Raw genomic sequence first — 22,754 nt, 5'->3', positions numbered from 1 at the left:
GCACGACCCGTTCGGGGTCGTGCCGGGGGCGCGCTACGAGGTGATGCCGGGAGACTGCCTCCCAGGGGTTCGGGCCCTCAGGCGTCAGGGAGGTCGAAGTTGGGGTCCGGCTCCCCGAAGCCCTCGGGCAGCCTCACCGGGCAGAACTGCTGCATCGTCGGATCCACGTACATCTGAGCCTCCTTGACGAGGTTCTCCGGAGTGTCCGACTGCGCGTTGAGACTCCCCTGCATCGTGAACATCGCGTCCCAGAGCTTCGTGCCCACGGGGAGCGGCGGTCGCGACTGGGCCACGCCCATCAGCTCGACGAAGAACGAGATGTCCTGGTTCCAGCCCTCGGGATCCTTCACCGTCTCGATGTTCGTGGGGATGCGGCTGATCTGGGGCATGAGGATCTTCTGCCCCTCGTAGCCGGCGTAGAACTTCATGAAGTCCCACGCCGCCTTGGACATGCTCGCGCCCTTGGGCATCGCGAGAGCGAAACCACCGGCCCAGGTGAACGGGTCGTCGCCCTCGTTGGGCACCGGAAGATGCGTGACGGCATAGTTCATCTCCGGCTTGTAGTCCGCCTGGCCCTGGATGCCCCAGGGCCCGGTGATCTGGAACAGCTGCCGGTCGGAGAAGAACGAGGTCTGGGTGGGCGGGGCGTTCGGCGGCTGATAGGTCGCCTTGAAGGCATCCAGACGGGGAAAGTTCAGACGCTCGACCCAGTCGCCGTACATCTGCGCGACGGCCAGCATCTCCGGCTCGTCGAGGAGCATGTGACAGGTGTCGTTGTCGAACATCGGGGCGCCATTGGCCATCGCCCACATCAGCAGCGAGGCCTGGTCGTCCCACGGGATCCAGGTCACGCGCTCGTAGGTGCCGCGCTCGTCCTGGACGTTGAACTGGTCGTTGATCTCCCACAGCTGGTCGTAGGACATCGGCCCGTTGTTCGGATCCAGCAGCGCCTTGTCGATCCCGGCCTCGTCGGCGAGGTCCATGTTCACGTACATGCCGCGGGTGTCGGTGTCCATCGGCAGGCCGTAGTACTGCCCGTCGTAGAACAGCTCGTCGGTGGCGAACTTGACCCAGCCCGCCATGTACTCCTCGACGCTGACCCCCTCGTACTCCTCGATGAGGGAGTCGATCGGTTCCAGAAGGCCCAGCGAGGCGAACTGGGCCCCGTTGAAGCGGTCCATGAAATAGACGTCCGGGCCGGTGCGTCCACGCACCGCCGTGATGACGCTCGAGGCGTCGCCCTGGCCGTTGGTGGGGACCCGGGCGACCTCGATCTTCACATCGGGGTTCTGCTCGGAGAACGCCTCGACGACCTCCGCCTCCTTCGGGGCGTCCGAGGCCCAGATGCCCCAGACGCGGACGGTGTCCGGATCCCGCTGCTCGCCGACAGGCCGGCTCGTGCAGCCGACGATCGAGCCGCCGGCGATGGTGACGCTGGCCCCCGCGCCGAGGGCGCGGAGCAGGGTTCGACGATCGATCACTTGAAACCTCCGAGGGTGATGCCGCTGATGAAGTAGCGCTGGAAGATGAAGAACAGGATCACCAGCGGCAGGAGAACCAGGAACGATGCGGCCATCAGCAGGTTGAACTGGATGTCCTGGGAGTTCACGGAGCGGAACACCTCCATACCGATGGAGAGCGTCTGCTTCTCCTCGTCCTGCAGGTAGATCAGCGGGCCCATGAAGTCGTTCCAGGTCCCCACCGCGGCGAAGATCGCGATCACCGTGACGGCCGGACGCGCCGTGGGGAACACGATCCGCCAGGCGATCGACCATTCGCTCGCGCCGTCGACGCGGGCGGCATCGAGCATGTCCCGCGGCACCTGCAGCAGGAACTGCCGCAGGAGGAAGGTGAAGAACCCGCCGGCGAAGAGCGCCGGAGCGATCAGCGGCACCCAGGTGTTCACGAAGCCGAGGCCCGCCCACATGTCGAACATGGGGATCAGGGTCACCGGGAACGGGAGGAACAGCGTGGCCAGCACGATGAAGAAGACTTTGTTGCGACCGGGCCAGTCGATGCAGGCGAACCCGTAGGCGACGACGAAGTTCGAGATCACGCTGAACACGACGACGCTGATCGTGATGATCGCGCTGTTGCGGAAGAACGTCCAGAACGGCATCACCGTGACGGCGTCGCGGAAGTTCTCCCAGTGCAGCTCGGTGGGGAAGAGGGTCGGCGGGAACTGGGCGAGCTCCTCGGGCGATTTGAGCGCCGAGATGATCATCCAGTACAGGGGGAGCGAGAAGAGCGCGAGCACGAGCAGCATCACCAGGCGTGAGATCCACGCGCTGGCGGGGCTCTGCCGTGAGCCGTCCGGATTGCGCCCGTAGTTCGAGCGGGCCTTGAGCTTGGTGGTGTCGCCGAGGGACTTCGCCCCGGTTCGCACACTGGTCATTGACATGGTGTTCTCCTGGTCCTCAGCCGGCCGAGACGTCGTAGTTCACGAACCGGCGGGACAGCCAGTAGATGAGTCCGGCCAGCAGCATGCCGAACAGGAAGAGCATCACGGCCAGGGCGGAGGCGAACCCGAGCTGCCCGTAGGAGAAGGCGTTCCGGTACAGGTACAGCATGTAGAACAACGTCGCGTTGTCCGGTCCGCCGTCGGTCATGATGAAGGCCTCGGTGAAGACCATCATCGCGCCGGAGACACCGGTGATCAGGTTGAACAGGATCGTCGGGGTCAGCAGGGGGAGGGTGATCGCGATGAACTGGCGGATCTTCCCGGCGCCGTCGATGCGGGCGGCCTCGTAGAGGGTCTCGGGAATGTTCCGCAGTCCCGCCAGGTAGATCAGCGCCGCGTTGCCGGCGCCCAGCTGCGCCATGAGGATCATGACCAGCTTCGCCGTGCTCGGCTCGCCCAGCAGGTTCGTGTCCGGCATGCCGAACAGACCCAGGAACTGGTTCACGATGCCGAACTGCGGGTTCACGAACACGATGAAGATGAACGACATCGCGAACATCGGGATCAGCGAGGGCATGTACAGCAGCGTGCGGTACACCGCGACCTCGCGGACGTTGCGGTTCATCGCCATGGCCAGCAGCAGCGCCACGACCAGTCCGATCGGGACCGCCAGCGCCATGTAGTAGACGGTGTTGCCGACGGAGGTCCGCAGCAGGGGATCGGCGACGGCCGAGACGTAGTTCTGGAACCCGATGAAGGTCGGAGACTGCATGCCGGAGTACTGGGTCAGGCTGATCACGAAGGAGTAGATCAGCGGGTAGATCACGAAGACGGCGACCCCGATGATCCACGGCGAGATGAACAGCAGGCCCATCTTGAGGTTGCGCTTCTCGCGCCCGGTGAGCTTCCGCTTCCCGGTTCCTCCGCCTCTGTCGCCGTGCTGGGCCCGGGGCCCGCTCCGCGGCGTGGTGTCGGCGGCCAGGGGGGAACCGGTGACACCGGTTCCCGCGGGGCCCGCCGCGACGGCATCGCTCGCGCTCATCGCTCTCCTTTCGGGACGTGCCGCACCGTCCTTGGTGGGCATCGGCAGGAACATCGAGCGTCGGTGCTCACGTGGGAGATCGGAGAGATCCACGTCACGTCGTTCCGCGTGAGGTAGGTTACTCACACCGATGGACTAATGCAATAGACCGCGTGAGCCGGCAGGTCAGCGGTGAAGGAGGAGGATCCGTGCGCGGCTCTTCGATGACCGACGTCGGCGCGTTCAACGAGAAGCTCGTGCTGCAGGTGATCCGCAGCGCCGGCGACGGGATCGGGCAGGCGGAGGTGATGCGGCGCAGCCACCTCTCGCGCCAGGCGATCTCGATGATCACCCGCCGCCTGATCGCCGACGGGCTCGTCGAGCAGGCGGGGCGGCGGATCTCCGGCCCCGGCAAGCCGCACACGCTGCTGCGGGTGGTGCCCGATGCCCGGCTCGCGGTGGGCGTCCACCTCGATCCGGCGCACATCACCGTGGTGGTCTGCGACCTCTCCGCCCGCCCCGTGGCGCGCACCCGTCTCGCCCCGCCCACCGAGGACCCCGAGGCGGACATCGCGCGGGTCGCCGCGGCCATCTCCGACCTCAGCCGCTCCCTGGGCGCGGTGCTCCCCGCGCCCGATGCCGCGGACGATCCGCAGTGCCCGCCCGTGCCCCGCCGCCTGCTGGGTATCGGGATCGCCGCGCCCGCGGGCCTCGACGCCGAGGCGGGCATCCTGCGCGATCCGCCGTGGCTCCCGGGCTGGTGGGGCGTGCCCGTGGTGGGTGCCCTGAGCGCGGCCACCGGGCTGCCCGCCACGCTGGACAAGGACACCAATGCCGCGCTGACCGGCGAGATCTGGACCCGCCACCTGACCTCCGCGCAGACGGTACTGTACCTGTACGTCGGGCACGGGGTGGGATCGGCCGCCGGCAAGGAGGGGCGCGTCCATCGCGGCGACACCACCCAGGCCGGCGAGATCGGGCACCTGCCGATCGGCCGGCCGGATCGGGCCTGCACCTGCGGGCGGCACGGCTGCCTGTGCCTGTACACCGATGCGCACGTGCTGGTCGCGGCCGCCCGTCGGGCCGGGATCGATCTGCCCGCGCCCGCGGACAGGGCCGAGGAGATCGAGGCGCTGGCCGCCGCGGCGGCCTCGGGCGAGGCGGCGGCGCGCCGGATCATCGGCGAGCACGGCGCCGCGCTCGGTGAGGCCCTGCGCATCCTCGCCGGGGTGCACGACCCGCAGCGGATCATCATCGGGGGGCCCACCTGGCCCGCGCTGCGCGCCGAGGGCGAGCCCCGAGCCCGTGAGGTGCTGCAGGAGTGGCTCACGGCGACCGGGAGCGTGCTGGAATCCGCGCACCTGGGCGATGACGCCGGTGCCATCGGCGCGGCCAGCCTCTTCCTCGAGCAGGAGCTCGCCCCGTGGAACGGGACGGCGCCGAGGTCCTAGCGGCGCCGCGGGCGACGCGGTGGGGAGCTCAGACCCCGAGCAGGCCGGAGAGGAGCAGCAGGACCAGCACGGTCCCGATGGTCGTGATGAGCACCGTGTCCCGGGCGAGGTTCTCGGAGGCGCGGTACCGTGCCGCCGCCACGTACACGTTCTGCGCGGTGGGCAGGGCGGCCATCACGACCACCTCGTACAGCGAGGCCCCCGACAGTCCGAAGAGCAGGGCGACCCCGAAGGCGATCGCGGGCATCACCACGAGCTTCGAGATCGAGGCGACGGCGATCAGCCCGCGGTAGCCGTCCTCCTTCGCGAGCGGCCTCGAGCCGTACAGGCTCAGCCCGTAGGCCAGCAGCATCGCGGGGATCGCCATGTTCGCGAGCGACTGCACCGGCTCGAGGGCCACCGCGGGGATCTGCACGCCGATCAGCACCAGCGCGAGGCCGATCGCGGAGGCGACGATCGTCGGGTTCGCGATGATGCTGCGCAGGACGCCGGCCGCGCCCGTGGAGTCCTTCTCGGTCGCCTGGTGCAGCACGAACAGGTACAGCGGGGTGTAGATCGCCTGCTGGAACAGGATCACCGGCAGGGCGTGGGAGATGTCGCCCAGCACGTAGAGGGCGATCGGGAAGCCCATGTTGGCGCCGTTGACCACGGAACCGCTGATCGCGGTGACCACGAGGTCCGCGCCGCGGCGGGCCGTGAACAGTCTCACCCCGATGATCAGGAGGGCTCCCGTGGTCAGCCCCGAGATCCCGGCGACCGCCATCGGCACCGAGAGCACCTCGCGCACGTCGGATTCCAGGAGCCCCACGAGGACCAGGGCGGGGGAGGCGATGAAGAAGGTGGTCCGGTTCAGCACGTAGCGGCCGTGCGGGCCGAGCACGCCGGTGCGGCCCACCACCCAGCCCACGAAGATCATCGACCAGACGATGAAGAATCCGGTCAGGACCCCGCTCACAGGAGGGGGAGGGGCTGGTGCGGAGTCACGCCGACGATCCTAGAGCGGCGAGTCGGGGGAGGCACCGCCGGTCCGCTCGTCGGACGGCCGAGGTGAGGCCGCGGCTCTCAGCGCAGGCCGAGGGAGGCGCGGCCGTCGATCTGGTCGTCCATCCCGGGGACCGGCTGGGCGCCGTCGTCCCCGAGGGCGACGATGCGATTGTCCTCGTCGACGTGCACCACCCGCGGGCGATGGGTGGAGGTCTCGCTCTCGTCCATCTGGCCGTAGGCCATGATGATCACCAGGTCGCCGGGGCCCATGAGGTGCGCCGCCGCGCCGTTGATGCCCACGACGCCGCTGCCGCGCTCACCCTCGATGACGTAGGTGACCAGGCGATGACCATTGGTGATGTCCACGATCGAGACCTGCTCGTGCTCGACCAGACCCGCGGCCTCCGTGAGGTCGGGGTCGATCGTCACCGAGCCGACGTAGTGCAGGTCCGCCTGCGTCACCGTGGCCCGGTGGATCTTCGAGGTCATGAGAGTGCGCAACATCGCCTCCATTATCCCACGGACGGGGCATGCTGGATGATGGGAGTGTCCGCGTCGTCAGGAGGATCACCATGCCCAAGGCCCGTCGCCGCTCCGCCCACCGCTCGGAGCGGTTCGAGGAGATGGCGCTGCCCGATGAACTGCTCGGCGTCCTCGCCGATCAGGGGCTCGAGCGCGCCTTCGAGATCCAGGCCGCGATCCTCCCCGATGCCCTGGCCGGGCGGGACGTCCTCGCCCGGGCGGAGACCGGCTCCGGCAAGACCCTCGCCTTCACCCTCGCGATGACCGCGCGCTTCCGCGGCCGCAAGGTGCACCGCAAGCGTCCTCTCGGCGTGGTCCTGGTGCCCACCCGCGAGCTCGCGGTGCAGGTCGTCGACACCATCCATCCCTTCGCCCGCGCCGTCGGGCTCACCGCCCAGCTGGTCGCGGGCGGGATGAACATCGAGAAGCAGGCGGACGCCGTCGCCCGCGGGGTCGGCATCGTCGTGGCCACGCCGGGACGGCTGATCGACCTCGCCGAGCGCGGAGCCCTGCAGCTGGACCTGGTCGAGACCACGGTGATCGACGAGGCCGACCACATGGCCGACCTCGGTTTCCTCCCCGACGTGCACGACATCCTCGCCGCGATCCCGATGGGCACCCAGAAGATGCTCTTCTCGGCGACGCTGGACGGGCAGGTCGAGGAGATCGTGGACTCCTTCCTCGTCGATCCCGTCGAGCACGAGACCACGCCGGTCTCCGCCGCGGTGACCACCATGGACCACCACGTCCTGGCCATCGCCCCCTCCGCCAAGCGCGCGGTGACCGCCCAGCTCGGGGCACGGAAGGGCCGCACGCTGATGTTCACCCGCACCCAGCTCGGCGCCGAGCGGGTGGCGCAGGAGCTCGTGGAGGTCGGCGTGCGCGCCGCGGCGCTGCACGGCAACAAGCAGCAAGGGCTGCGCACCAACGTGCTGGCCGGATTCCGTGAGGGCGCCTATCCGGTGCTGGTGGCGACGGACGTCGCGGCGCGGGGGCTCCACATCGACGACGTGACGATGGTGGTCCACGTCGATCCCTCCGACGACGTCAAGGAGTACGTGCACCGCTCGGGCCGCACCGCCCGGGCGGGGGCAGCCGGCACCGTGGTCACGCTCGCCCTCCCGCACCAGATCTCGCGGACCCGCCGGATCCTCGCCGAGGCCGAGGTGGAGCCCACCTGGTCCGATGACGTGGAGTCCGCCGACGATCCCGCGCTGACCCCGCTGGGCGGCCGCACTCCCTCCGGCGAGCCCGCCGAGGACCCGGCGCTCGTGAAGTACAAGGGCGCGCCGCGCAAGCTCGACATCCAGCGCACCCGCGGGGCCGACTCCCGTCGGGCCGAGGAGCGGCGCGCCAACGAAGAGCGCCGCGCCTCCTGGGAGGAGGAGCCGCCGGCCCGCGGCGGCGGTCGGCGCGGCGGGCGAGGCGGCGCCGCGCGGGGAGGCGCCGGCAGGCCGGCGGGCACGGGCTCCGGCAAGCCTGCGCGCACGAGCGGCGGCAAGGGCTCCGGGAAGCCGACGGGCAGGGCCGGTGGCAAGGCGGTCGGCAAGGGCTCCGGGAAGCCGACCGGCAAGGGCTCCGGGACGCCGAAGGGCTCGGGGCGCGGCTCCTCCGGCGCGCCGCGCCGGCGCGGCGGACGATGAGCACGGCGCGCTCCGACCGGAACGCCGCCGGACGCTGAGCGAGGGAGGGACCCCGGATGAGCATCAGCACCTTCGACCTGTTCTCGATCGGGATCGGGCCGTCGAGCTCGCACACCGTGGGCCCGATGCGCGCCGCGGCCGTCTTCGCCCATGACGTGCTCCGCGACGACCGGGTGGCCGGGCAGGTCGCCGATGTCGCCGTGCACCTGTACGGCTCGCTCGCCGCGACTGGCGCGGGGCACGGGACCCTGGACGCCGTGGTGATGGGTCTCGAGGGCGCCGATCCCGAGACCGTCGACCCGGTCGCGGGTCGCGAGCGGGTGGCGCGGATCGAGGCCGAGGGCGGGCTGCTGCTGGACGGCACCCGCCCGGTGGGCCTGCGGCCCTCCACCATCCGGCTCCACCCCCTGACCGTCCTGCCCCAGCACCCCAACGGGATGACCTTCGTCGCCCTGGACGCCGCGGGCGAGGAGCTGGTGCGCCGTCCCCTGTTCTCCGTGGGCGGCGGCTTCGTGGTCGACGCGGAGGACATGGACCGCCCGCTCGCGGAGGTCGCGGCCGAGGGGGAGGGGAGTGCGATCTTCACCACCGGGGCGGAGCTGCTGCAGGTGTGCGCGGACGGCGGGATCTCGATCTCCGAGGCGATGCTGCAGCGGGAGCGGCAGTGGCGCGGCGACGAGGAGATCCGCACGGGGCTGCTGAGGGTCTGGCGCGCGATGCACGAGTGCATCGAGCGCGGCATCCGCACCACCGGCACTCTTCCCGGCGGGCTCGAGGTGCCGCGCCGCGCCGCGTCCTGGTACGAGGCGCTGCAGGCGGAGGATCCCGTGCGCCTGCCGATGAACGCCGTCGAATGGGTCTCGCTCGCGGCGCTGGCGGTCAACGAGGAGAACGCCGCCGGCGGGCGCGTCGTGACGGCACCCACCAACGGCGCCGCCGGGATCATCCCCGCCGTGTTGTTCTTCGCCACGACCTACATCGAGGGCGTGGACCCCGACGAGATCGCGGTGCGCTTCCTGCTCACTGCCGGGGCGATCGGCTCCCTCTACAAGGAGCACGCCTCGATCTCCGGGGCCGAGGTGGGCTGCCAGGGCGAGGTGGGATCGGCCTGCTCGATGGCCGCGGCCGCCCTGTGCGAGGCGATGGGCGGCAAACCGGCCCAGGTCGAGAACGCGGCGGAGATCGCGATGGAGCACAACCTGGGTCTGACCTGCGATCCCGTGGGCGGGCTGGTGCAGGTCCCCTGCATCGAGCGCAATGCGATGGCGGCGGTGAAGGCGATCACCGCCGCGCGCTTCGCGCTGCGCGGCACGGGGGAGCACCTCATCTCCCTGGACACCGTGATCGAGACCATGCGCCAGACGGGCCGGGACATGAACGAGCGGTACAAGGAGACCGCGCGGGGAGGGCTCGCCCTCACCGCGGTCCCGGTCAGCGTCCCGGACTGCTGATCCGCACCTCCCGCGGCATCGCCGCCGCGCTGAGACGGTCGCGCACGAGCGCCCGGATCTCGTCCTCCCCGGGGCGTGGTCGGTCCGTGCTCCCGTCGACCAGCACCTCGGCGAGCGTGCGCACGCCGGCGCGGGCATCGGGCACGGGCCGCAGCCGCACGGCCAGCACGCCCGGCTGCTCGAGCAGCAGCTGGCGCACCTCGGCCGGATCGTGCAGCAGGCCGCCGAGCGACGAGGGCACCTCGGCCCGCCCGGTGACGTGGACCGTGCCGTCCGCAGCGACCTCGCCGCGGTCGGTCACGAGCTCGCGGCCCCCGGTGAAGGGAGATCGGGCGTGCAGCCGGCCATCGACCGCCCGCAGGTGCACGCCCCGCAGCGGTCGACCGTCGACGGCGAGCACGCCGGTCTCCGTGGTGCCGTAGACGTCGTGGACCTGGGCTCGGAACTCCCGGGAGAGGTCCGCGCGGAGCGCGGGGGAGAGCTCGTCGGAGCCGGAGATGACGCGGTCCAGGGACAGGTCGCGGCTCTCGCCGAGCTCCTGCTGGGCCCGGAGCAGGTCCGCCAGATGCACGGGGACCCCGGTGAGCAGCGCGGGCGAGGTGGCGTGGAGCAGGGAGATGCGCTCGGCGGCGGGGAGGTGGGAGAGGTCCACCAGCGGGGCGCCGACGGCGACGGCCCCGAGCGCGACCAGCAGCCCGTGGCCGTGCACCCCGGGGGCGGCGCTCGCGATCCGTCGGCCCCGGCGCAGGCCGATGCGGCGCCCGAGGTCGGCGAGGTGTCGGACCTGGGCGCCGGTCAGCGGGCCGCGGCGCTGGAGACGCGGCCGGCCGCCGGTCCCGCTGGAGCGCATCTCGAGCATGCCGTCTCCCGCGAGCACCGTGAGCAGCACCTCGCGCAGGGGAGCGGTCGCGGGCAGCATTCCCAGACGCGGCGGGCCGGTCAGCCGCCGGGAGCGTCGGCGCAGCAGCGAGACCTGGTCCAGGAGGTCACCGGCGGTGAGCGTGCCGTGGCGATCCACGAGCAGCTCGGAGCGCGGTCGCAGCGCGGCCCGGGCCCGCAGGGCGGTGGAGGCGTGGAGGATCCTCATGGCCGGTCACCAGGACCCGCGACGGTACGCCCCGGGGTACAGCGCCGGATCGCGCACGCCGAGCTCGTGGGCGGCGCGCTGGGGCCAGCCCGGTTCCCGCAGCCCGGCCCGGCCCACGGCCACGAAGTCCGCGTCCCCGCGCTCGAGCACGTCCTGGGCGGCGGCCGGCTCGGTGATCAGCCCCACGGCGGCCACCGGCAGGGACACCGCCTCCCGCAGGGTGCGGGCGAAGCCCACCTGGTACTCGGGGCCGACGGCGATGTCCGCCGCGACCGCGCCGCCGGTGGAGACGTGCAGGGCGTCCACGCCGGCCTCCTCGAGGTCACGGGCGAGCTCGACGGACTGGGTGATGTCCCAGCCGCCGTCGATCCAGTCCGTCGCGCTGAGCCGCACGACCAGCGGCTTGTGCTCGGGCCACGCGGCGCGCACGGCGCGCACGATCTCGAGGGCGAGGCGCCGGCGCCCCGGCCCGTCGCCGCCGTACTCGTCGCGGCGGGTGTTCACCAGCGGGGAGAGGAACTCATGGACCAGGTAGCCGTGGGCGAAGTGGAGCTCGACGGCGTCGAAGCCGGCGCGCTCGGCGCGGCGGGCGCCGTCCGCGAAGTCCTCCACCACCTGGGCGATGTCCTCGTGCTCCATCGCGTCCGGGGCGTCGAGGCCGGGGAAGGGATCCGCGGTCGGTCCGAGCGCGCGCCATCCGGAGGCGAGCTCCGGGACCGAGCCGCGACGGCCGCGGAAGGCGGGCAGGGCGGGCCAGGTCGAGGCCTTGCGGCCGGCGTGGGCGAGCTGGACCGCGATCCGCGCCCCCTGGTCGCGGCAGAAGCTGGTGATGCGCGACCAGGCGGCGACCTGCTCCTCGGACCAGATGCCGGTGTCCTGCGGGCTGATGCGGCCCTCGGGGGAGACGGCGGTGGCCTCGGTGATCAGCAGTCCGAAGCCGCCGGTCGCGCGGGCTCCCAGATGGACCAGGTGCCAGTCGGTGGGCACCCCGTCGCGCGCCTCGACCATGTACTGGCACATGGGGGCCAGCCAGATCCGGTTGCGCAGCTCGAGCTCGCGCAGGCGAGCCGGGGCGAGGAGGGCCGGCGGGGTGACCGTGGGAGCGGGGGCCATGTTTCCCCACGGTAGTCGCCTAGGCGCGTCGGTGCGTCGTCCGTTCATCGGCCGTCGGCGAGGTCCCGGGCACCTCGTCCCGATGCCCGTGACCTGAGTCTCCTGCGATACGGTGATCGCGTCCATCCGCCCCGGCTCCCGGGGCCCGTGAAGCAGGAGTGCTGATGTCCGACGACGCCGTCACCGGGATCGAGAACCTCTCCCAGGAGACCCGCACGTTCTCCCCTCCCACCGAGTTCGTCCAGAACGCGGTGGCCCGCCCCTCCCTCTATGGCGAGGCCGAGCGCGACCAGCTCGCCTTCTGGCGTTCGCGCGCCAGCCTCCTCAGCTGGGAGACCCCGTTCACCGAGACCCTCGACTGGTCCAACCCGCCCTTCGCCCGCTGGTTCGCCGACGGCACGCTGAACGTCGCGTACAACTGCGTGGACCGCCACGTGGAGTCCGGCCACGGCGACCAGGTCGCGCTGCTCGCCGAGTACGAGGACGGCAGCGATGCCGCCTACACCTATGCCGACGTCAAGGACGAGATCTCGCGGATGGCCAATGTGCTCTCCGACCTCGGCGTCCGCACCGGCGACCGGGTCGCGATCTACCTGCCGATGGTCCCCGAGGCGGTCTTCGCGATGCTCGCCTGCGCTCGCCTGGGCGCGCCCCACTCGGTGGTCTTCGGAGGGTTCAGCGCCGAGGCGCTGCGCTCGCGCATCGAGGACGCCGAGGCCCGCGTGGTGATCACGGCCGACGGCCAGAACCGCCGCGGCAAGCAGCTGCCGCTCAAGCCCGCGGTCGACGAGGCGCTCGCCGGGGGCGGCGACTCGGTGGAGAAGGTCCTCGTGGTGCGCCGCACCGGCGGGGACGTGGAGTGGACCGAGGGTCGCGACGTGTGGTGGCACGAGGCGCGCGAGAGCGCCTCGAGCGAGCACGCTCCCGTCGCCGTCGAGGCGGAGCACCCGCTGTTCATCCTCTACACCTCCGGCACCACCGGGAAGCCCAAGGGCATCGTCCACACCACCGGCGGGTACCTCACCCAGGCGGCGTACACCCACCGCAACGTCTTCGACCTCAAGCCGTCCACCGACGTCTACTGGTGCACCGCGGACGTCGGCTGGGTCACCGGGCACACCTACGTGGTCTACGGGCCGATGGCCAACCGCACCACGCAGGTGATCTACGAGGGCACGCCGGACACCCCGCACCAGGGCCGCTGGTGGGAGATCGTCGAGAAGCACAAGGTCACCAAGTTCTACTCCTCGCCCACCGCGATCCGCACCGCGATGAAGTGGGGCGAGGAGATCCCGGGGAAGTACGACCTCTCGTCCCTCCAGCTGCTGGGCAGCGTGGGCGAGGCCATCAACCCCGAGGCGTGGATGTGGTACCGCCGCGTCATCGGCGGGGACCGGTGCCCGATCGTGGACACCTGGTGGCAGACGGAGACCGGGGCGATCATGATCTCGCCCCTGCCCGGCGTCACCGAGACCAAGCCCGGCTCCGCCCAGGTCCCCCTCCCCGGGATCAGCGCCGACGTCATCAACGACGCCGGTGAGTCGGTCCCCGACGGCCAGGGCGGCTACCTGGTGCTCGACAAGCCGTGGCCCTCGATGCTGCGCGGCATCTGGGGCGATCCGGAGCGCTTCAAGGAGACCTACTGGTCCCGCTTCCCGGGCTACTACTTCGCCGGGGACGGCGCCAAGCGCGACGAGGACGGCGACATCTGGCTGCTGGGCCGTGTGGACGACGTCATGAACGTCTCCGGGCACCGCCTGTCCACCATGGAGATCGAGTCCGCCCTGGTCAGCCACGACTGGGTGGCCGAGGCGGCCGTCGTCGGAGCGAACGACGAGACCACCGGCCAGGCTCCCGTGGCCTTCGTCATCCTGCGCTCGGGCAGCGCGGAGGCGGTCGAGGCCGCCGGCGGCGAGGAGAAGGTCCCCGAGCTGCTCCGCGCCCATGTGGGCAAGGAGATCGGCCCGATCGCGAAGCCGAAGCGGGTGCTGCTGGTCACCGAGCTGCCCAAGACCCGCTCCGGGAAGATCATGCGGCGCCTGCTGCGCGACGTCGCCGAGAACCGGACGGTGGGCGACACCCAGACCCTCGCCGACGCCTCGGTGATGGATCTCATCCAGCAGGGTCTCTCCGGCGGGCGCTGAGCCCCGCCGCATCGAGGAGGGCGGGCGCCGAGGTCACCAGATCGGTGACTCCGGCGCCCGCCCTCGCGGCCGTGGCGGGCCGCTCAGCGGGAGACCACCACGTTCCCGACCTCGGAGGTCGCGGTGAGGGTGCCGATCGGCGAGCCCTCGGCCGTGGTGAGGCTCGGGTCGACCCGCAGATCGCCGAGCTCCGCCGTGGCCTCGACCTCCCAGCGGCCGGTGCCCGGCGCGGAGACGGAGACCTCGCCGAGGTCCGAGGCGGCCAGGACCTCGCCGCCGGCATCGGCCGGCAGCAGCAGGTCGACGTCTCCGACGGCTCCGGTGACCTCGATCCGCCCGGGAGCGGGATCCTCGACCTCGACCTCGATCTGGCCGACGTCCGAGCGGACGGTGAGGCCCTCCGGGGCGCTGACGGGCGTCAGGCGGACGGAGCCGACGTCCGTGCCGATGTCGAGCGAGGTGAAGGTTCCCTCCGCCCGGATGTCACCGACCTCCGTCGTGAGATCGAGCGCGAGCTCATGGCCGCTCGGCACCAGGATCAGGAGGTCGCGCGCGGAGAGCTGGCCGGGGAAGGACGTGTAGTGCCGGGGCTGGCGGACGTCGAGCACCGGATCGGAGGCACGGCCCTGCTGGGTGACACGCGCCCGCACCTCGGTGCCGGTCTCCGGCACGGCCGTGGCACCCTCCTCGACCAGGGCCACGGTCACCTGCTCGGCATCGGCGGACTCCAGCACCCGCACGTTCGCGGCCCCGGAGGTGAGGGTCAGCGAGGCCGGGAGACCGAGTTCGGTGGTGGCGGCCACCTCCTCGAAGCTGCGGTGGTCGAGCCAGCGCACGGTGCTGGCCGCGACGGCGCCGAGCACCATCGTGCCGATCACGAGCGCCGCGATGACGATCACCACCACACGCCAGGGACCGTCCTTGCGGGGATCGGGGGAGAGGCGGCGGGCGGGTTCGCGATACGGCCCCGAGGGGACCTGCGCCGCCAGGTCGGGGGTGGGGGAAGGGTACGTGGTGCTCATCATCGGTCCTCGGATTCCAGGTAGCGCAGAACGGCCATGACGCGCCGGTTCTCGCCGTCGACGGGCGGGAGGTCGAGCTTGGTCAGGAGCGAGGAGATGTGCTTCTCCACGCTGCCGGCGGAGACGAACAGGGTGTCGGCGATGGCCTGGTTCGAGCGCCCCTGCGCCATCAGCGAGAGCACCTCGCGCTCGCGGGGCGTGAGCCCCTCGAGGGTGCGGCGGCGGCGCGAGCGGACGAAGATCTGCTGGACCACCTCGGGGTCGAGCCAGGTCCCGCCCTCGCCGACGTCGGCGACCACCGCGAGGAAGTCCTCGACGTCCGCGACCCGGTCCTTGAGCACGTACCCCAGTCCGTGCGGGGAGTCGGCGATGAGATCCGAGGCGTAGCGCTCCTCGACGTACTGCGAGAGCACCAGCAGCGCCACCTCGGGATCCTGCCGGCGCACCAGCATCGCCGCGCGCACCCCCTCGTCGGTGAAGGTCGGGGGCATCCTCACGTCGATGATCGCGAGATCGGGAGCATGGTGGGAGATGGCGCTGAGCAGCGCGCTCGCATCGCCCACCGCGGCGACCACCTCGTGGCCGGCGTCGGTGAGCAGGCGCTCCACACCGGCGCGGAGCAGCACGGCGTCGTCGGCGATCACGATCCTCATCGGAGGGCCTCCTGGTCGGTGGTGGGGCTCGGAGCGGCAGGGACGGCGCCGAGCGGGTCATGCTCGCGGACGGTGGGGCCGGCGGGTTCGCCGGGGCCGGCGCGGCCCGGGAGCGGGATCACGGCCACCAGCTCGGTGCCGCCGCCGATGGGGCTGGTCACCTCGAGGCGGCCGCCGGTGGCGCGGAGCCGGTCGGACAGGCCCGCCAGGCCGGTGGAGACGCCGTCGCGATGGACGGCCGCGCCGCCGCGCCCGTCGTCGCGGACCTCCACGGTGAGCGCCGCCTCGTCCTCGGTGACCGCGACCTGCGCCTGCTGCGCCAGGGAGTGCTTGGCGATGTTGGTGAGCGCCTCGGAGACCACGAAGTAGGCCACGGCTTCGCGCTCGCGGTCCAGCTCGGTCTCCGGGCGGAGCGCGACCTGCAGCTCCACGGGGACGCGCGAGCGGGCTGCGAGGGCGGACAGCGCCGCATCCAGTCCGCGATCGGTGAGCACCGCGGGGTGGATCCCGCGGGCCAGCTGACGCAGATCGGTCATGACGGCCTTGGCCTCCACGTGGGCCTCGCCGACGAGCCGCTCGGCGCGGTCCGGGTCGTTGCGGATGGCGCCCTTGGCCAGTCCCAGGGTCATCGCGAGGTTCACCAGGCGCGGCTGGACCCCGTCGTGGAGGTCGCGCTCGATGCGCAGCCGTTCCTGCGCGGCCGCGTCCACCGCGCCCTGGCGCCGCTCGGCGAGCTCGGCCACCTGCTCGCGCAGGTCCTCCTCCGAACCGGAGATCAGGCCCCGCGCCAGGCCGCGGTCCACGAGCGCGCCGAGGGCGAGCACCACCACCGCCAGCACCAGGCAGGCCGTGGAGATCACGGCGAGCAGCCAGCGCGAGAGCTCCCAGGCGCCGACCTGCAGCGGACCGGCGGTCAGGGCCAGCTCCCAGCCGACCCAGCCGATCCACCCGAGCACGAGCACGGCGAGGAAGAACACGCCGGCCGCCAGCATGGCCAGGTGATGGTGGAGCACTCCGCGCCAGAACTCGCCGGTGCCGAGCTCGTACCAGCGGTTCCGCAGCCAGCCGGCGGCGCCCTCGCGGCGGGACCGGCGGCGAGGGGGACGGATCACGTCGAGGCCGTGGATCGCGACCGCCCGTCGTCGCTCCGCCCGCACGGCCAGCTGCATCAGCAGCAGCCAGGGGACCAGGAGCAGGAAGCCGCTGCCCAGCGCGGGCAGGGCGCTGAGCCCGGTGAGGACGAGGACGACGCTGATCCAGAACCAGGAGAGGAAGAGCAGCCCGCCGACGACCACGGAGGCCAGCGCCGCGAGGTTCAGACGGGCGCGCCGCCGTGGAGGGGGCGCAGCGGTGATCGAGTTCATGGCACCGAATCTATGCCGCCGGCCCGCCCCGGCACACCGTGCCCTCCCTCCGACCGGGCGGGGGAAAACCCCCGGTCGGACCGCCGCGTGGCACAGATCCCGTCGGTGCGGCCGGGATGAGGCGGGATGCGGACGCCGAATGCGGTTCAATGGATCCATGAGCAGCGATGCCCCCTCTTCCGACGAATCCATCGATCCCGCGGGTGCCGCCGACGGGACCTCCCGCGGCACCCTCCACGACGTCGCGAACTCGCTGGGCATCTCCAGCGCGGTCGCGCTGCGTGCTCTGCGGGAGTCCGACGAGATCAAGCCCCAGATGATGCGGCGCGTGCGCGAGGCCGCCGAGCGCCTGCACTTCCCGATCGAGGAGCTCAGCGCCGAGGAGGACCATCGCGGCGTGGTCGCGGTGCTGGTCAACACCATGCGCAACACCTGGATCTCGGATCTGGTGCGCGCGATTCGCATCGAGCTCGCGGCGACCGGCCGGACCGCGATCGTGGTGCCCACCCGTCGGCGTCTGCCCGAGTACCCGGTGGCCGCGGACACCGACGCGATCGAGAACCTGGTCCAGCTCGGGGTGGACGGCTTCCTCATGATCTCCGATCTGGCGGACATGGACAGCGTCCTGGCGGCCACCGGCAACCGACCGCTGGTGGGCATCGGATGCTCGCAGGAGTTCATCGGTCGCTTCGACACGGTGCGGATCGACGACGAGGTCGGTCAGGGCCTGCTGGTCGACCACCTGGTCAGTCTCGGGCACCGCGAGATCGCGCACGTCGGAGGGGTCGGCGCGGCCGTCGCCCGGGAGCGCGCGGACGCCTTCCGCCGGGCGATGGAGAGGCACGGGCTCGGTGAGCAGGCCCGGGTCGAGCCCGGTGACTTCACCGAGCAGGTCGGGCAGACCGCCGGCTCGATGCTGCTGCGGGGCAGCCGCACCCCCACGGCCGTCACCTGCGCCAACGACGTCACCGCGGTGGGCGTGCTCTCCGCGGCCCGCGAGGCCGGCTTCACGGTGCCGGAGTCGCTCGCGGTGGCCGGCTACGGCAACACCTCCCTGGCCTCCTCCGGGATCTCGCAGCTGACCAGCGTCGACCCCAACTCCGATCGGCTCGGCGCGCTGGCCGCCCAGTTCCTCGTCGAGCGGGTCTCCGGGCACGAGGGCCCCACGCGGGACGTGGCGGTCGCCCCGGCGATCGTGGTGCGCCGCAGCACCTCCGCGCCGCCGCGCGCCGAGGCTCCTCGGCGTCAGCGGGTCTCGGTCGACTGATCGCCCGCCCGTCCGCCGCCACGACCTGAGAACCTCCTCCTCCCTGCGATAGGCTCCGACCATGATCAACACCACGAACGACCCGAGCACGCCGCCCACCCAGCGGTCCATCGGCGAGCTCGTCCAGTCCATCCGCGATGAGCTCCTCGGTGTCGTCCACCACGAGATCGACATCGCGAAGAAGGAGTTCACGGCGCTCGCCATCAAGGTCGGCATCATCGCCGCCATGGCCGCGGTGCTGCTGTTCCTGCTGCTCTCCGCCTGGGTGATGCTGCTGTTCGCCGCGGCCACCGGCCTCGAGGCGCTGGGGCTCTCCTACTGGCTGTCCTTCCTGATCATCGCCGGCGTGTTCATCCTGCTCGGCGCGATCGCCGGTCTGGTCGCGTTCCTGGTGTCCAAGAGGCTCAAGGCGCCCGAGACCACGATCCAGACCGCGCAGTCCGCGGTCGAGGCGGTCCAGGGCAAGCGCCGCCAGAACGCCGTCTCCTACGACGACACCTTCGAGGAGCTCTACGGCAAGCAGGTCAGCGCTCGCGTCGACTGATCGACGTGCTGCGAGCGTGCGAGCGGCAGGAGATCAGTCAGAGCGGCACCGACTGATCGACGTGCTGCGAGCGTGCGAGCGGCAGGAGATCAGTCAGGACGGCACCGACTGATCGACGTGCTGCGAGCTCGTGAGCACCGGGCGTCCTCCGGGGCAGTACCCTGGAGCACGTGACCCTTCGACTGCACGACACCGCCACCCGTACGACGGCCCCTCTGGAGCCGGTGCGCGAGGGGGCGGTGTCGCTGTATGTCTGCGGTCCCACGACACAGGGCGCGCCGCACCTGGGTCACCTGCGCACCTTCCTCGCCTTCGACGTGCTGGTGCGCTGGCTCGAGCGCAGCGGGCACGAGGTCACGCACGTCCGCAACGTCACCGACATCGAGGACAAGATCCTCACGAAGTCCGTCGAGGCCGGCACCGCCTGGTGGGCCTGGTCGCTGCGCTTCGAGCGCGAGTTCCAGGACGTGCTGGACCGGATCGGCAATCGCCGGCCCACCTATGAGCCGCGGGCCACCGGCCACGTCCCGGAGATGATCGAGCTCATGCAGCGCCTCATCGAGCGCGGGCACGCCTACGCCGACGGCGAGGGGTCGGTCTACTTCGACGTGGCCTCCTTCCCCACCTACGGCGCCCTCACCCGGCAGTCGCTGGAAGACATGCAGGACGCGGGGGAGGAGCGCGAGCCGGGCAAGCGGGACCAGCGCGACTTCGCGCTGTGGAAGGCCGCCAAGCCGGCGGAGCCGGAGACCGCCTCCTGGGACACCCCCTTCGGACGCGGCCGACCGGGCTGGCACCTCGAGTGCTCGGCGATGAGCCGCAAGTACCTGGGGGAGACCTTCGACATCCACGCCGGCGGGCTGGACCTGCGCTTCCCTCATCACGAGAACGAACAGGCGCAGTCCCATGCCGCCGGCTACGGCTTCGCGCGCCGCTGGATGCACGCGGGCGTGCTCACGGTGGACGGGTTGAAGATGGGCAAGAGCCTGGACAACTTCGTCACCGCGGCTCGCGCGCTGACCGAGCACCCCACGCCCGCCGTGCGGCTGGCCCTGGTGGGCGGGCACTATCGCGCCACCGTCGAGTACAACGCGACGGCGATGCGCGAGGCGGAGGTGGTCTGGGAGCGCTTCACCGCCACCGCGCGACGGGCCGCGGAGCTCCTCGGCGAGGACCCGATCGCGGCCGCGGAGGCCGATCTCGCCGCGGTGGAGCTGCCGGAGGACTTCGTCGCGGCGATGGACGAGGATCTCGCCGTCCCCGAGGCTCTCGCGGTGATCCACCGCGAGCAGTCGGCGCTGAACTCCCTGCTGGCCGCCGGCGGGGCATCCGACGGCACGGCGGTCGGGCAGGGCCTGGGCCGCCTGCGGGCGATGCTCGACGTGCTGGGACTGGATCCGCTGGGTGCGCAGTGGGGCGAGCACTCCGGATCCGCCGGTGCCGAGCACGCCGCGCTGGACGCACTGATCACCACCCAGCTGGCCGCCCGCGCGGCCGCCCGCGCCGAGAAGGACTGGGCCCGGGCCGATGCCCTGCGGGACGCGCTGAGCGCCGCGGGCATCCGCATCGAGGACGGCCAGGACGGCGCCCGCTGGACGCTCGAGACCCGAGACTGAGCAGGACTGAGGAGACTTCCATGGCAGGAAACAGCTCGCGCCGCGGCGCGGTGCGCAAGAGCAAGAAGGGGGCGACCGTCGGCTCCGGCGGCGTGCGCCGCCGCGGACTCGAAGGCAGGGGCCCCACCCCCAAGGCGCAGGACCGGCCCGCCCACAAGGCCTTCGCCGGCACCTCCTCCGCGGCGAGCGGCTCCGGCGCGCGCCGCGGAGGCTCCGGGAAGGGCAAGGCCCCCGGCAGCGACCAGGTCGCCGGACGCAACGCGGTGCTCGAAGCGCTGCGGGAGGACATCCCGGCCACGCAGCTGACCGTCATGGTCCGCCTGGACTCCGATGAGCGGGTGCGCGAGATCATGCGCCTGGCCACCGCCCGGGGCCTGCCGATCGCGGAGGCCTCGCGCACGGACCTGGACCGGATGACCGATCGCTCCGTCCACCAGGGCGTGGCGCTGACCATTCCGCCCTACTCCTATGCGGACCTCGACGAGCTGCTGGCCGTCGCCGCGGAGCGGTTCGAGCCCCCGCTGCTGGTCGCCCTCGACGGGATCACCGACCCGCGCAACCTGGGCGCGATCCTGCGTTCGGCCGACGCCTTCGGTGCGCACGGTGTCATCGTGCCCGAGCGTCGCAGCGTCTCGATGACCGCGAGCGTATGGAAGGTCGCGGCGGGTGCGGCCGGCCGTGTGCGCGTCGCCCAGGTCACCAATCTCAACCGCGCCCTGACCTCCCTCAAGGAGAAGGGCGTGTTCGTGCTGGGCCTCGACGCGGACGGCGATGTCACCACCCGCGGGCTCGAGCTGGGCACCCAGCCGGCCGCGCTCGTGGTCGGCGCCGAGGGCAAGGGTCTCTCGCGCCTGGCCCGGGAGATCAGCGACCAGGTGGTCTCGGTCCCGATGGGCGGACGCGCGGAGTCGCTGAACGCCTCGGTCGCCGCCGCCATCGCGCTCTACGAGCTCTCCGGGGTCCGCGAGCGGCAGGGCTTGGCCTGATCGACGTGCTGGTGAGGGACGAACCGGCAGGAGATCGGGCAGAGGGCGCAGCCTGATCGACCTCCCGGGGAGGACCCCACCGGCCGCCCGGCCGCGCTCGAGCTGGTCATAGGGTCCCGTGAGCATGTGCTCACCGGACCGGAAGACCAGCTCGGCGCGGGAGCCGGCGGTCCCGGCGCCCGCTCCGGCCGGGCCCGGCCTCAGCTGTCGAAGATCGACAGCGCCGAGGTCTCCGTCGTCACCAGCGACTTCTCGTCGGGGCGGTGGATCAGCTCCGAGAGGATGAAGTCGCGCACCGTGTCGTCGAGGCTGACGTCCAGCCCCTTCTGCTCGGACAGGAACCACTTGTGCTCGAGGATCTCGTGGAAGAACTCCGCGGGCTCGAGCTTGGAGCGCATGGACCGGGGGATCGCGCGGACCACCGGCTCGTACTGCTCTTTGAGCCATTCGTGGGCCACGAACTCCTCGTCCTCGGCCTGCTGCTCCGTGGCGGCCTGGTACTGGTCGAGATCGTTGAGCAGCCGGCGGGCCTGGTTCTCCTGCGCGTCGATGCCGGTCAGGCGCATCAGGCGCCGCGAATGATGCCCGGCGTCCACGACCTTGGGCTGGATCGCGAGGGTGGTGCCGTCGAGGTCGGTGGTGATGTCGAGCTCGCCCACGTCGAAGCCCAGGGCGTTGAGCTTCTCGATCCGGGCGGAGACCCGCCACCTCTCGTCGGCCGAGAACCGCTCCTTGGAGGTCAGCGCCTCCCACAGCTCGGTGTAGCGGGAGACCAGGTCGTCGCCGGTCAGGACCGGATCCGCCTCGGGATCGAACATCTCGCCGGCCTGGAGGTCCATGAGCTCGCCGATGATGTTGGTGCGCGCGAGGTCGAGGTCGTAGTGGCGCTGGCCGACGGTGAGCTTCTCGTACAGCGACCCGGTCTCGACGTCGACGAGATAGGCGGCGAACTCGCCGGCGTCACGGCGGAACAGGGTGTTGGACAGCGAGACGTCGCCCCAGTAGAAGCCGTCGAGGTGCAGACGCACCAGCAGGACGGCCAGCGCATCCAGCAGCCGGTGCGCGGTGTTCTGGCGCGAGACCTGGCTGAACACGGCCCGGTAGGGCAGTGAGAACTGCAGGTGGCGCGTGATCAGCACGGCATCGAGCGGTTCGCCCTCGGCGTCGGTGCGACCGGAGATCACCGCGAAGGGCTCGACCGCGGGGACCCCCATCCGACGCAGCACGCGCAGCATCTCGTACTCGCGCCGGGCCAGGTGGTGGTTGATCTCCTTGAGGGCGAGCACGCGGCCGGAGACCCGCACGAAGCGCACCACGTGCCGGGAGATGCCGCGGGGGAGCGCGGCGAGGATGTCCTCGGGCCAGTGCTCGAGAGCCTGCCCCCACGGCAGGTCCAGCAGGGCCGGATCGGGCCGGGCCGCGGTGATCTCCAGAGGTGCCATTGGTCCATTCTCTCCCGTCCGGGGCCCTCGGGACCACTCCCGG

The 22,754-nt window shown here is 71.7% G+C and carries 19 protein-coding genes; 8 read left to right on the top strand and 11 right to left on the bottom strand.

All coding sequences use genetic code 11. The features are described 5' to 3' along the window. Nucleotides 1-77: 77 nt before the first annotated feature. The 3 genes from CXH06_RS15050 to CXH06_RS15040 are packed head-to-tail and all read right to left on the bottom strand — an operon-like array spanning nt 78 to nt 3,443. Nucleotides 78-1,481, bottom strand: a complete 1,404-nt coding sequence (locus tag CXH06_RS15050; RefSeq protein ID WP_114856017.1) for an extracellular solute-binding protein — start codon at nt 1,479-1,481, stop codon at nt 78-80. Next, nucleotides 1,478-2,395: a carbohydrate ABC transporter permease gene (locus CXH06_RS15045; protein ID WP_232820382.1), complete on the bottom strand. Its 918-nt coding sequence runs from the start codon at nt 2,393-2,395 to the stop codon at nt 1,478-1,480. The genes CXH06_RS15050 and CXH06_RS15045 overlap by 4 nt, the downstream gene beginning before the upstream one ends. Before the next feature lie 22 nt (nt 2,396-2,417). After that, nucleotides 2,418-3,443 (bottom strand): carbohydrate ABC transporter permease, encoded by a 1,026-nt coding sequence (locus CXH06_RS15040; protein WP_114856015.1) that lies wholly within the window; start codon nt 3,441-3,443, stop codon nt 2,418-2,420. Nucleotides 3,444-3,631: 188 nt separating this feature from the next. Here CXH06_RS15040 and CXH06_RS15035 point away from each other — a divergent pair, with 188 nt between their 5' ends. Next, nucleotides 3,632-4,873: an ROK family transcriptional regulator gene (locus tag CXH06_RS15035; protein WP_114856014.1), complete on the top strand. Its 1,242-nt coding sequence runs from the start codon at nt 3,632-3,634 to the stop codon at nt 4,871-4,873. 28 nt (nt 4,874-4,901) lie between these two features. Here the strand turns inward: CXH06_RS15035 and CXH06_RS15030 are convergent, their stop codons facing one another. Continuing rightward, nucleotides 4,902-5,828 (bottom strand): AEC family transporter, encoded by a 927-nt coding sequence (locus CXH06_RS15030; RefSeq protein WP_114856013.1) that lies wholly within the window; start codon nt 5,826-5,828, stop codon nt 4,902-4,904. Between the two features lie 107 nt (nt 5,829-5,935). Then, on the bottom strand, nt 5,936-6,361 hold the full coding sequence (panD, locus tag CXH06_RS15025; protein WP_114856012.1) for an aspartate 1-decarboxylase: 426 nt from the start codon (nt 6,359-6,361) through the stop codon (nt 5,936-5,938). A gap of 68 nt (nt 6,362-6,429) precedes the next feature. Between panD and CXH06_RS15020 the strand changes: the two genes are divergently transcribed. After that, nucleotides 6,430-8,022, top strand: coding sequence for a DEAD/DEAH box helicase (locus CXH06_RS15020; RefSeq protein ID WP_114856011.1), 1,593 nt, complete (start codon nt 6,430-6,432; stop codon nt 8,020-8,022). A gap of 56 nt (nt 8,023-8,078) precedes the next feature. Further along, a complete protein-coding gene (locus CXH06_RS15015) occupies nt 8,079-9,473 on the top strand; it encodes an L-serine ammonia-lyase (RefSeq protein WP_114856010.1) in 1,395 nt (464 codons plus the stop codon). Here CXH06_RS15015 and CXH06_RS15010 read toward each other — a convergent pair. Then, entirely contained in the window at nt 9,454-10,560 is a 1,107-nt protein-coding gene (locus tag CXH06_RS15010) for an AMP-binding protein (RefSeq protein WP_114856009.1), read from the bottom strand. The genes CXH06_RS15015 and CXH06_RS15010 overlap by 20 nt on opposite strands. Before the next feature lie 6 nt (nt 10,561-10,566). Beyond that, nucleotides 10,567-11,673, bottom strand: a complete 1,107-nt coding sequence (locus CXH06_RS15005; protein ID WP_114856008.1) for an NADH:flavin oxidoreductase/NADH oxidase — start codon at nt 11,671-11,673, stop codon at nt 10,567-10,569. A 164-nt stretch (nt 11,674-11,837) separates the two neighbouring features. Here CXH06_RS15005 and acs point away from each other — a divergent pair, with 164 nt between their 5' ends. After that, nucleotides 11,838-13,817: an acetate--CoA ligase gene (acs, locus tag CXH06_RS15000; RefSeq protein WP_114856007.1), complete on the top strand. Its 1,980-nt coding sequence runs from the start codon at nt 11,838-11,840 to the stop codon at nt 13,815-13,817. An 83-nt stretch (nt 13,818-13,900) separates the two neighbouring features. Here acs and CXH06_RS14995 read toward each other — a convergent pair whose 3' ends face one another. The 3 genes from CXH06_RS14995 to CXH06_RS14985 are packed head-to-tail and all read right to left on the bottom strand — an operon-like array spanning nt 13,901 to nt 16,856. After that, the gene (locus tag CXH06_RS14995) at nt 13,901-14,839 is read right to left on the bottom strand and encodes a DUF4097 family beta strand repeat-containing protein (RefSeq protein ID WP_114856006.1); all 939 of its coding nucleotides are present in this window, start codon (nt 14,837-14,839) and stop codon (nt 13,901-13,903) included. Next, nucleotides 14,839-15,492, bottom strand: a complete 654-nt coding sequence (locus CXH06_RS14990) for a response regulator transcription factor (protein WP_114856005.1) — start codon at nt 15,490-15,492, stop codon at nt 14,839-14,841. The genes CXH06_RS14995 and CXH06_RS14990 overlap by 1 nt, the downstream gene beginning before the upstream one ends. Further along, nucleotides 15,489-16,856 carry a sensor histidine kinase gene (locus CXH06_RS14985; protein ID WP_114856004.1) on the bottom strand — a complete coding sequence of 456 codons (1,368 nt, stop codon included), beginning with the start codon at nt 16,854-16,856 and terminating at the stop codon, nt 15,489-15,491. The genes CXH06_RS14990 and CXH06_RS14985 overlap by 4 nt, the downstream gene beginning before the upstream one ends. Nucleotides 16,857-17,013: 157 nt before the next feature. Between CXH06_RS14985 and CXH06_RS14980 the strand changes: the two genes are divergently transcribed. The 4 genes from CXH06_RS14980 to rlmB all read left to right on the top strand — a co-directional run bounded on the left by CXH06_RS14980 (nt 17,014) and on the right by rlmB (nt 21,269). Beyond that, nucleotides 17,014-18,123: a LacI family DNA-binding transcriptional regulator gene (locus CXH06_RS14980; protein ID WP_157975770.1), complete on the top strand. Its 1,110-nt coding sequence runs from the start codon at nt 17,014-17,016 to the stop codon at nt 18,121-18,123. 61 nt (nt 18,124-18,184) lie between these two features. Next, entirely contained in the window at nt 18,185-18,667 is a 483-nt protein-coding gene (locus tag CXH06_RS14975) for a phage holin family protein (protein ID WP_114856002.1), read from the top strand. A gap of 170 nt (nt 18,668-18,837) precedes the next feature. Next, entirely contained in the window at nt 18,838-20,283 is a 1,446-nt protein-coding gene (gene cysS, locus CXH06_RS14970; protein ID WP_114856001.1) for a cysteine--tRNA ligase, read from the top strand. Between the two features lie 20 nt (nt 20,284-20,303). Continuing rightward, nucleotides 20,304-21,269 (top strand): 23S rRNA (guanosine(2251)-2'-O)-methyltransferase RlmB, encoded by a 966-nt coding sequence (gene rlmB, locus CXH06_RS14965; protein WP_114856000.1) that lies wholly within the window; start codon nt 20,304-20,306, stop codon nt 21,267-21,269. A 200-nt stretch (nt 21,270-21,469) separates the two neighbouring features. Here rlmB and CXH06_RS14960 read toward each other — a convergent pair whose 3' ends face one another. Further along, on the bottom strand, nt 21,470-22,711 hold the full coding sequence (locus CXH06_RS14960; protein ID WP_114855999.1) for a DUF4032 domain-containing protein: 1,242 nt from the start codon (nt 22,709-22,711) through the stop codon (nt 21,470-21,472). Nucleotides 22,712-22,754 lie beyond the last annotated feature (43 nt).

The sequence above is a fragment of the Brachybacterium sp. YJGR34 genome (genome assembly GCF_003347015.1).
Lineage (GTDB): Bacteria > Actinomycetota > Actinomycetes > Actinomycetales > Dermabacteraceae > Brachybacterium.
The sequence above is the reverse complement of the archived record's forward strand: the minus strand, read 5'-3'. Positions and strand labels throughout refer to the sequence as shown.